The 8,849-nt window shown below is 71.1% G+C and carries 6 protein-coding genes; 3 read left to right on the top strand and 3 right to left on the bottom strand.

Annotated elements, in window-relative coordinates:
• The first annotated feature begins 413 nt into the window (after nt 1–413).
• Complete coding sequence (locus OO68_RS19885; RefSeq protein ID WP_033309748.1) at nt 414–863, top strand: PTS sugar transporter subunit IIA; 450 nt, start codon at nt 414–416, stop codon at nt 861–863.
• Between the two features lie 78 nt (nt 864–941).
• The gene (gene ptsP / locus OO68_RS19880) at nt 942–2,612 is read left to right on the top strand and encodes a phosphoenolpyruvate--protein phosphotransferase (RefSeq protein ID WP_033309747.1); all 1,671 of its coding nucleotides are present in this window, start codon (nt 942–944) and stop codon (nt 2,610–2,612) included.
• 68 nt (nt 2,613–2,680) lie between these two features.
• Here the strand turns inward: ptsP and OO68_RS19875 are convergent, their stop codons facing one another.
• Complete coding sequence (locus OO68_RS19875) at nt 2,681–3,571, bottom strand: DUF8829 domain-containing protein (protein ID WP_033309746.1); 891 nt, start codon at nt 3,569–3,571, stop codon at nt 2,681–2,683.
• Nucleotides 3,572–3,754: 183 nt separating this feature from the next.
• A complete protein-coding gene (locus OO68_RS19870; RefSeq protein WP_033309745.1) occupies nt 3,755–5,722 on the bottom strand; it encodes an acetoacetate--CoA ligase in 1,968 nt (655 codons plus the stop codon).
• Nucleotides 5,723–5,932: 210 nt separating this feature from the next.
• Between OO68_RS19870 and OO68_RS19865 the strand changes: the two genes are divergently transcribed.
• Nucleotides 5,933–8,299 (top strand): glycoside hydrolase family 31 protein, encoded by a 2,367-nt coding sequence (locus OO68_RS19865; RefSeq protein WP_033309744.1) that lies wholly within the window; start codon nt 5,933–5,935, stop codon nt 8,297–8,299.
• Nucleotides 8,300–8,301: 2 nt separating this feature from the next.
• On the opposite strand, the gene OO68_RS19860 is transcribed toward OO68_RS19865, so the two are convergent.
• The gene (locus OO68_RS19860; protein WP_033309743.1) at nt 8,302–8,838 is read right to left on the bottom strand and encodes an NUDIX domain-containing protein; all 537 of its coding nucleotides are present in this window, start codon (nt 8,836–8,838) and stop codon (nt 8,302–8,304) included.
• Between the last annotated feature and the right edge of the window lie 11 nt (nt 8,839–8,849).

The raw sequence follows: 8,849 nt of genomic DNA, 5'->3' as shown, positions 1-8,849 counted from the left end.
ATCTGGCGTTGACTTTTGGCACGCTGTTGAGTTCTCAAGGAACGGTCGCTTCCTTTGTACTCACCCTCTCGGGCTTTCCTCCGGGCGCTTCCCTTCGGTGTTCCAAACTCTATCAGTGTTTTTCCGGCCCCCTGACCACTCTCCCGCAGGCATGCAGAAGGTGATCCAAAGTTAGGATCTGACAAGTTGGTTGCTGCCCGGCCAGGACGCGAAGTCGCATCGCTCAGCCCCAAGCAGGAGTACGACTGTACACGCGGCCGCGGAGCGGGTGCAAATCGATTTGGGGTATGGTCTAGACCACTTCGACGTGCTCGCGCGGAACCGGCACTTCAGGTGACATACGCTGCTGAACAGTGTGCCGCCCGGTACCTACAGGGACGGCCATATCGATCTCCACCCCTGGGAGGCTTCCCATGACCACCGTGACGTCCCCGCTCGCAGGACGCGCCATCGGACTGGCAGCCGTGCCGGACCCCGTCTTCTCCGGGGCCATGGTCGGCCCGGGCACAGCGATCGACCCCGTACGTGAGCCCTCCGAGGCCGTCTCCCCCGTGGACGGCGTCATCGTCTCCCTGCACCCCCACGCGTTCGTCGTCGTCGACGAGAACGGACACGGCGTGCTCACTCACCTCGGTATCGACACCGTGCAGCTCAACGGCGAGGGTTTCGAGCTGCTGGTGAACAAGGGCGACACCGTCACGCGCGGCCAGGCGGTCGTGCGCTGGAACCCGGCTGCCGTCGAGGCCGCCGGCAAGTCCGCGATCTGCCCGGTCGTGGCCCTGGAGGCCACGGCCGAAGCTCTCTCCGATCTTCGCATCGACGGCGAAGTGAAGGCCGGCGACAGTCTCTTCCTCTGGAAGTGACGTCAGTGCCGTCGTATGACGGCGAGTACGACAACCATCGCGGCGGCGGGGCCCGCCGCTCTATCGGAGACGGGTGAGATGGAGACAACGCTGCGAGGCGTCGGGGTGAGCCACGGTGTGGCCATCGGCGAGGTTCGGCACATGGGAACGGCGGTGCTCGAGCCGCCCGCGAAGCAGATCCCGGCGGAAGAGGCGGAGCGTGAGCAGGGGCGCGCCCGCAAGGCCGTGGAGGCGGTGGCTGCTGACCTGATGGCGCGCGGCAACCTGGCCGGCGGTGAAGCCCAGGCCGTGCTCGAGGCGCAGGCCATGATGGCCCAGGACCCCGAGTTGTTGGCCGATGTGGAGCGGCGGATCGCCGTCGGCAGCACGGCGGAGCGCGGGGTGTACGACGCGTTCGCCTCCTACCGCGAGCTCCTGGCGGGGGCCGGTGAGTACCTGGCTGGTCGCGTGGCCGACCTCGACGACGTGCGGAATCGCATCGTCGCCCGTCTGCTGGGGGTGCCGATGCCTGGCGTCCCCGACAGCGACGAGCCCTACGTCCTGGTTGCCCGCGACCTCGCTCCGGCCGACACCGCGCTGCTGGACCCGACGCTGGTGCTCGGTTTCGTCACGGAAGAGGGCGGCCCGACCAGTCACAGCGCGATCCTGGCCCGGGCGCTCGGTGTGCCGGCCGTGGTGGCGCTGCCGGGGGCCGGTGAGCTCGCCGAAGGCACGATGATCGCAGTCGACGGCAGCACCGGAGAGATCTTCGTGGACCCGAGCGACGAGAAGAAGGCCCAGCTCGAGGCCGCGGCCGCCCAGCGGAAGGCCGCGTTGGCTGCCTCGACCGGTCCTGGTGCCACCGCTGACGGTCACAAGGTGCCGCTGCTCGCGAACATCGGTGGCCCCGCCGACGTGGCGGCCGCCGTCGAGGCCGGTGCTGAGGGAGTGGGTCTTTTCCGTACCGAGTTCCTCTTCTTGGACGACAGCAAGCAGGCGCCGTCCGAGGAGAAGCAGGTCGCTGCGTACCGGCAGGTGCTGGAGGCGTTCCCCGAGGGGCGTGTTGTGGTGCGCGTGCTGGACGCGGGCGCGGACAAGCCGCTCGACTTCCTCACGCCGGCCGACGAGCCGAACCCGGCGCTCGGCGTGCGGGGGCTGCGGACGCTCCTCGACCACCCCGAGGTCCTGCGTACCCAGCTGACCGCGCTGGCCAAGGCCGCGGAGGGGCTGCCCGTCTACCTCGAGGTCATGGCCCCGATGGTGGCGGACCGTACGGACGCCCGGGCCTTCGCTGACGCCTGCCGTGCGGCTGGGCTGCGGGCGAAGTTCGGTGCGATGGTCGAGATCCCGTCGGCCGCGCTGCGAGCCCGCTCGATCCTTCAGGAGGTCGAGTTCCTGTCGCTGGGGACGAACGACCTCGCCCAGTACACCTTCGCCGCCGACCGTCAGGTGGGCGCTGTGTCCCGTCTGCAGGATCCGTGGCAGCCCGCTCTGCTCGACCTGGTGGAGTTGTCCGCCGAGGCGGCGAAGGCCGAGGGCAAGAGCTGTGGTGTCTGCGGTGAGGCCGCGTCCGACCCGCTGCTCGCGTGTGTGCTGACCGGTCTGGGCGTCACCTCTCTCTCGATGGGTGCCGCGTCGATTCCCTACGTCCGGGCGACGCTGGCGAAGTACACGCTGGCGCAGTGCGAGCGGGCTGCTGCGGCGGCGCGGGCGACGGACAGCGCCGAGGACGCGCGCAGCGCCGCGCAGGCGGTGCTGTCGGGCGAATAGGCCGGGCCCGCGGCGACGGTTTTCCCAGGAGGGGCGCTCCACTGAGGTGGGGCGCCCCTCCCGGCGTTTCAGTGCTGGTGCCCAGGAGTGGGTTTCTCCTCCCCGAGGTCGGGCGGCGCACAGTAGTCGACGTTGGATTCAGGGGAGATCAGGTCTCCGGATTCGACGTCGGTGCAGTAGGCGTCGAAGACCTCCCCTGCGGTCAGGGGTTCGAGTCCGTGTGCGCGCATGCGCCAGCCGTAGACGCGGTCTGGTGTGTCGGGGGCGCTGATGCGGATGACGAGTCCTCCGGGGCTTTCGGTGGCCAGGCCGAGGGCCAGGATGGTGGTGAACTCGAGGGCTTCGGTTTCGTTCAGTTCCAGGGAGTCCCCGTCGTCGGTGATGTGGAGGGCGGCGGTGAGGGTGTCGGGCGGTCCGGTGACGCTGCAGACGAGGTGGCGGTCGCCGGGTGGGGCGGTGTCGAGGATGCGGACGAGCAGGCTCGCGGCTCGGGCGAAGGCGGCGCGCCCGATGTCTTCGCCGCAGGAAGTGCAGGCACCCAGGCGGGCGAGGAGGGTGGTCGCGTACTCCCAGGTGGCCTGCCGTACGGCCTCGTCGACGAGGGCCGGGAGGAGGTCGGCCAGGGGGCGGCCGTCGTAGGGAAGGGTCGGGCCGGTGGCTGCGATCTGGGCAGTGAAGCGTGTGCGGCTCGACGGGTGGTCGGGGTCCAGGCCCTTTCGTGTGCAGAACTCGGCGTACTCCTCGGGGTCGAAGAGCGCCACGGTGGTGTGGCTGCCCCGCAGGGCGCGGGTCCTGAGGAGGGCTTCCACCTGTTTCAGGTAGGTCGCGTGGTCGGCGAAGGTGAAGCTGCGGTAGCGCCGCATGGCCCGGAAGTCGTGTTCGTCGGTCAGCAGGCCGATGGTGCCGGCGATTTCGCGGTGCAGGACGCGTCGCATGGTCCGGTTGTCGGTGTGCGCCATTGTTTCCCCCAGTGCATGGTCGATCAATGCTCACTCACAGTAATCGGCGGCACTGACAATGACCCGGCTCCGGGTGATCGCGTACGCGGGTGAGGCCGGAAGGCGCAGGTCACAGGGGTGTGGCCGTGTGACCTGCGTCCGGAGCGCCGGTGACGGGGAGTGTGTGACGCAGGGTGGTTGTGGTCAGGCGCGCTTGCGGGCCAGGTCCTCGTAGAAGTTCAGCAGGTCGAGGTTGTCGATGGAGCCCGGGTTGACCGCCTTCTCCAGCGGGGTGCCCTGGAGGAGGCGCTTGACGGGGACCTCGATGCGCTTGCCGGTGAGGGTGTGCGGGACCCCGGGTACTTCGATGATCTCGTCGGGGACGTGGCGCGGGGACAGTTGCTCGCGGATCGTCTGCTTGACGCGGTTCAGCAGGGCCTCGTCGAGGACCGCTCCGGGGGCCAGGTGCACGAAGAGGGGCATCCAGTAGCCGCCGTCGGGCTGCTCGATGCCGATGACGAGGGACTCCTTGATCTCGGGGAGCCGCTCGACGGCTTCGTAGATGTCGGCCGATCCCATCCGGACGCCCTGGCGGTTGAGCGTGGAGTCGGAGCGGCCGTGGATGACGACGGATCCGCGGGAGGTGACGGTGATCCAGTCGCCGTGCCGCCACACGCCGGGGTAGGTGTCGAAGTAGCTGTCGTGGTAGCGGCTGCCGTCGGGGTCGTTCCAGAAGCGGATGGGCATCGACGGCATGGGGTTGGTGACGACGAGTTCGCCGACCTCGTCGATGAGGGGGCGGCCGTGGGGGTCCCAGGACCGGAGGTCGGTGCCGAGGCAGGGGGCCTGGAGCTCACCGACGTGGACCGGGAGGGTGGGAACGGCTCCGGCGAAGCAGGAGCACACGTCGGTGCCGCCGCTGACGGAGGCGATCCACAGGTCGTCGCGGACCTCGTCGTGGAGCCAGCGGAAGCCGTCGGGCGGCAGGGGCGAACCGGTGGTGGCGACGCACTGGACCGAGGAGAGGTCGAAGGCGCGGGAGGGGTGCACGTCCGCCTTGCGGCAGGCCATGACGTAGGCGGCGGAGGTGCCGTAGAGGGTGGTCTTCGTGCGTTCGGCGATCCGCCACTGGGCGCCGGTGTCGGGGTAGCCGGGGCTGCCGTCGTAGAGGACGATCGTGGTGCCGGTGAGCAGGCCGGAGACGAGGAAGTTCCACATCATCCAGCCTGTCGAGGTGTACCAGAAGAAGCGGTCCTCGGGGCCGAGGTCGCAGTGCAGGCCGAGTTGCTTGAGGTGCTCGACCAGGATGCCGCCCTGGGACTGGACGATGGCCTTGGGCAGTCCGGTCGTGCCGGAGGAGTAGAGCACCCACAGGGGGTGGTCGAAGGGCACCTGCTCGAAGACCGGGTCCGTGTCGGCGGAGGTGAGGGCCGACCAGTCCAGGGCGCCCTCGGGTGCGTCGGTGCCGAGGAGCGGGATGTGGATCACGGCCCGCAGGGTGGGGAGTTCGCGGCGCAGTTCGGTGACCACCTCGCGTCGGTCGTGCTCCTTGCCGCCGTAGCGGTAGCCGTCGACCGTGAAGAGCACGACCGGTTCGACCTGCTGGAAGCGGTCGAGGACGCTGCGGGCGCCGAAGTCGGGCGCACAGGACGTCCAGACCGCGCCGACGGCGGCGGTGGCGAGGAGGGCGACCACGGCCTGCGGGACGTTCGGAAGGTAGCCGCTGACGCGGTCGCCGGGGCGTACTCCGAGCGCGCGCAGTTCCGCGGCGAGGGAGCCGACCTGGCGGCGCAGCTCGGTCCAGGTGACGGGGCGTGGTTCGTGGGTCTCGTCGACGTACAGGAGGGCCGGTTCGTCGGAGCGGGTGCCGGCCGCGCGCAGGGCGTGTTCGGCGTAGTTGAGGGTCGCTTCGGGGAACCACTGGGCGCCCGGCATCGAGCGGTCGCCCAGCACGCGCGCGTAGGGGTGGGAGAAGCGGACGTCGAACCACTCGGTGACGGCTCTCCAGAAGGTTTCCAGGTCGTCGACGGACCACCGCTGCAGGGCCGCGTAGCCGCCCTCGGCGGGGGCGCCGTGGTGTTCGGCGGCCCAGGCCTGGAACCTGGTGATCCGTGCCCGGGCGATGCGCCCGGGGTCGGGCTGCCAGAGCGGCTGGAAACTGTCGGTGGGCATGTCGGCTCCCGGACTGTGCGCGTCGTGTGCGTCCTCCGCGCACGGGCTGGGGTGTGCGCGTGAGCGGCTGGCACGGACAATGCCATGTGATCGACTTCGGCACCAGGGTGCGCCCCACATAGTCCGTGTCGTGAAGATGTGGTCTTGGCACGGGTGAACGGCAGTTGAACGACACCCGTTTGCCAGGCGGTCAGTGGCAGGGTGAGCAGCATGAACGGTCGTGACCTGGTGCGTTCGGTGAAAGCGGTGGCTTCGGTGGGGGCGGCGCAGGGTGTGCGTACCGTACGAGCAGCGTGGCGCAGGCGCCGGGCCGACGCCACCGGGCTGCCGGCGCGGGGGGCCGAGCGTGCGCGGGTGCCCGGGCTCGTGGAGGGCGCGGAGCCGGGGCCGGGGGGCGGTGTCGTCCGGTTCGGCCGGTCGGAGCTGCGCATTCTGGTCGCCGTGAACGGGGCCGTGTTCTGGGGCTGGGACGGGGCGGAGCCCGAGCCGTCGTACGCGCTGGCCGGCCGTTGCCCGGAGCCGGATCCGCGGGCGGTGCTGGAGCCGGACAAGGACGGCGGCTGGCGTGTGGTGGCCGAGCGGGTGACGGTGGCGGTCTCGCGGCACGGCGCGGTGGAGGTGCTCACTCCGGGCGGTGTGACCCTGCGGCGTGATCTGCCGCCGCGGTGGTGGGAGCCGGTCGGCGGCGGCCCGGCGCGCTGGATGCAGCGGTCCGAGGTGGGTGCCGACGCGCGGTTCTTCGGACTCGGGGGGCGCGCCTCGGGTCCTCGGCTGGCGGACGGGACGTACCGGCTGTGGAACACCGGTCCGGGCCGTTCCTTCGCACCGGGGGACGACCCGCTGTACATCACGATGCCGGTGCAGCTGGTGGTGTCCGACGGAGGGACGCATCTGGCGTTCCACGACAGCTCGTGGGACGGCACGGTGACGCTGCGGGAGGGCGAGGAGGGCGCGGGTTCGGGGCACGACCGTGCCGGGACGAGCGAGCTCCGGATGGACGGTGGTCCGCTGCGCTGCTGGGTGATGGTGGGCACTCCCGCGCGCGTGCTGCTCGCCTGGGCGTCGCTCACCGGGGCGCCCGCGCTGCCGCCCGCGTGGGCGCTCGGGCACCATCACGCGCGGTGGGGGTCCGGCAGCGAGCAGGAGGTGCGGCGGATCGTCACGGGGTACCTGGAGCACGGTCTGCCCCTGGATGCCGTGCACCTGGACATCGACCACCTGGAGGCGCATCAGGTCTTCACCGTCGACCAGGACCGCTTCCCGAAGCTGCCCGTCCTGGCCGAGGAGCTCCGGCGGGACGGCGTCAGGCTGGTGTCGATCGTCGACCCGGCGGTGAAGGCCTTGCCCGGCCACGCGGTGTACGAGGGTGGGGCCGCCGAGGACGCGTTCGTGCGGGGCGCCTCGGGGGACGTGGTGGAGGGTGTCTCATGGTCCGGGGAGGCGGTGTTTCCCGATTTCACGCACGCGCGCGTGCGGGCGTGGTGGGGCGGGCTCTACGAGGAGCGGCTTGCCCAGGGCTTCTCGGGCTTCTGGCACGATCTGAACGAACCCACGTTGTTCACCGCCTTCGGTGAGTCGACGCTGCCGCGGTCGGCCCGGCACGCCCTGGAGGGGCGGGGCGGTGACCATCGTGAGGCGCACAACGTGTACGCCCTGTGCATGGCCAGGGCGGCGTACGAGGGGCTGCGGAAGCTCGCTCCCGAGGAGCGGCCGTTCCTGTTCTCCCGCTCCGGGTGGGCGGGCATGCAGCGCTACGGAGGGACGTGGTCGGGCGATGTGGCCACCGGCTGGCCGGGGCTGCGGGCCTCTCTGGCCCTGGTGATGGGGCTCGGACTGTGCGGTGTCCCGTACTCGGGGCCCGACGTCGGGGGCTTCGACGGGGATCCGTCCCCCGAGCTGTATCTGCGCTGGTTCCAGCTGGGCGCGTATCTGCCGCTGTTCCGTACGCACGCGAGTCTGCGGGCGGGACGCAGGGAGCCGTGGGAGTTCGGCGGTGAGGTGCTGGCGCACGCGCGCGTGGCGCTCGTCGAACGCCGGCGGCTGCTGCCGTACTTCATGACGCTGGCGCATCTGGCGCGGCGTACGGGGGCGCCCTATGTGCGGCCTCTGTGGTGGACGGCGCCGGAGGAGCGGGCGCTGCGGGAGTGTCAGGACGCCTTCCTGCTGGGCGACAGCCTGCTGGTGGCGCCGGTCCTTGACCCGGGCGCCGACCGGCGTGCGGTGCAGTTGCCGCGCGGGCGCTGGTACGACACCGCGACGGGGCTGGCGTACGAGGGGCCGGGGAAGGTGCTCGTCGACGCGCCTCTGTCACGCATCCCCGTGCTGGCACGCGCGGGTGCCGTGCTTCCGGTACGCGGGGAGGACGGCGGGCTGGAACTGGAGGTGTGGGCGCCTGCCCGGGGGCGTACCGGGGGCGGGCTGGTCGTGCCGGACGGGGGCGACGGGTGGGACGAGCCGGAGATCGAGCGCTACACCGCTCGGTGGACGGGCTCGCGGGTGGTCGTGGAGCGGGAGGGTGAGGACGGCGGGAGCGCGCCGCCCTACCCGGTGCGGGTCCGCGGGGTCGGTGAGCGGTGAGCTCAGATGTACCGGCCCTCGAACCAGGCGCGTACGGCCAGGGTGTGCAGGGGGAAGGCGAGTTCCTCGGGCCTGCGCAGGAGGTGCCAGCCCGCCGTCTCGTCCGTGGCGGCGGAGGAGGGCAGGCCCTCGGCGGGCCGCTCCGGCAGGAGACCGAACAGCAGCAGGTGTCCGTCGGGTGAGCTCATCGCGTCGGCGAGCCGTACGTCACGGCCGGCGGCGTCGATGCCGGTTTCCTCCCGCAGTTCGCGTATGACGGCCTGCCGCCAGTCCTCCCGGTCGTCGATGTAGCCACCGGGCAGGGCGATCCCCCCGCGCGCGGGGGCGATGGTTCGGGTGATGACGACCAGGGCGGTGCCCTGGGTGTCGTACACGGGCTGGAGGGCCACCGCGACCGGGAGTGGATTGCGGTAGGCCACGGCCCCGCACACCGGGCAGGTGCGGGGCCAGCCGGTGACGCCCTCTCCGTAGGGCGCGCCGCAGCTCGAACAGTGGGAGTTCGGCGCGGAGTTCGAAGCGGAGTGCTGATTCTCGGACACGCGGCGGACTG

Origin of the sequence: Streptomyces iakyrus, assembly GCF_000717055.1 — a bacterium.
GTDB classification, from domain to species: domain Bacteria; phylum Actinomycetota; class Actinomycetes; order Streptomycetales; family Streptomycetaceae; genus Streptomyces; species Streptomyces iakyrus.
The sequence above is the reverse complement of the archived record's forward strand: the minus strand, read 5'-3'. Positions and strand labels throughout refer to the sequence as shown.

What these genes read in the sequence shown, in the direction of transcription:
- OO68_RS19885 (WP_033309748.1), top strand. Translation starts at nt 414, where the DNA reads ATGACCACCGTGACGTCCCCGCTCGCAGGACGCGCCATCGGACTGGCA.
- OO68_RS19870 (WP_033309745.1), bottom strand. Translation starts at nt 5,722, where the DNA reads ATGCCCACCGACAGTTTCCAGCCGCTCTGGCAGCCCGACCCCGGGCGC.
- ptsP (WP_033309747.1), top strand. Translation starts at nt 942, where the DNA reads ATGGAGACAACGCTGCGAGGCGTCGGGGTGAGCCACGGTGTGGCCATC.
- OO68_RS19875 (WP_033309746.1), bottom strand. Translation starts at nt 3,571, where the DNA reads ATGGCGCACACCGACAACCGGACCATGCGACGCGTCCTGCACCGCGAA.
- OO68_RS19865 (WP_033309744.1), top strand. Translation starts at nt 5,933, where the DNA reads ATGAACGGTCGTGACCTGGTGCGTTCGGTGAAAGCGGTGGCTTCGGTG.